General features: G+C 41.7%; 1 protein-coding gene. It reads right to left on the bottom strand.

Annotation, left to right across the window (positions count from 1 at the left end):
- Nucleotides 1-436, bottom strand: a 436-nt coding sequence (locus tag DW835_RS18205) for a hypothetical protein (protein ID WP_207665424.1), incomplete at both ends; no start/stop codon positions are given.

Raw genomic sequence — 436 nt, 5'->3', positions numbered from 1 at the left:
GTCAGCGAAAAATCCTTTATAAACAATAGATATGATAAAGGATTATTAATTGAATTAACCCCTTTCGCTGATGTAATAATCATGCTCAGCTGGTAGTCTGCATTACTTATGATCTGGGTATATTCAATTCCCTGTCCCACAAAACCCGCATAAAATCCTGCGGTTGCAGTCCTCTGCATCTCTTTACTGTCAGAATTTCCTTTTACCGTTTCCCTTATGACTATGATATCTGCCGGGGTCTTCACCGCCGGTCCCATAACAATATCTCCATAATCCAGGAATATCTGACCCGCCCTGTTGTTTAACAGTCCTCTTTCTATGGCATCTTCTATGCTAAGGCGCTGGTTTTCATAGTTTTCAATGGTCTTTTGTGCCTGTGTATTCGGATCAATTATCCAGCCTTTCAGGCTTTCAAGCACCTCAACCTCATTTCCGC

Origin of the sequence: Clostridium sp. AM34-9AC, from assembly GCF_003480225.1 — a bacterium.
Lineage (GTDB): Bacteria > Bacillota > Clostridia > Lachnospirales > Lachnospiraceae > Acetatifactor > Acetatifactor acetigignens.
The sequence above is the reverse complement of the archived record's forward strand: the minus strand, read 5'-3'. Positions and strand labels throughout refer to the sequence as shown.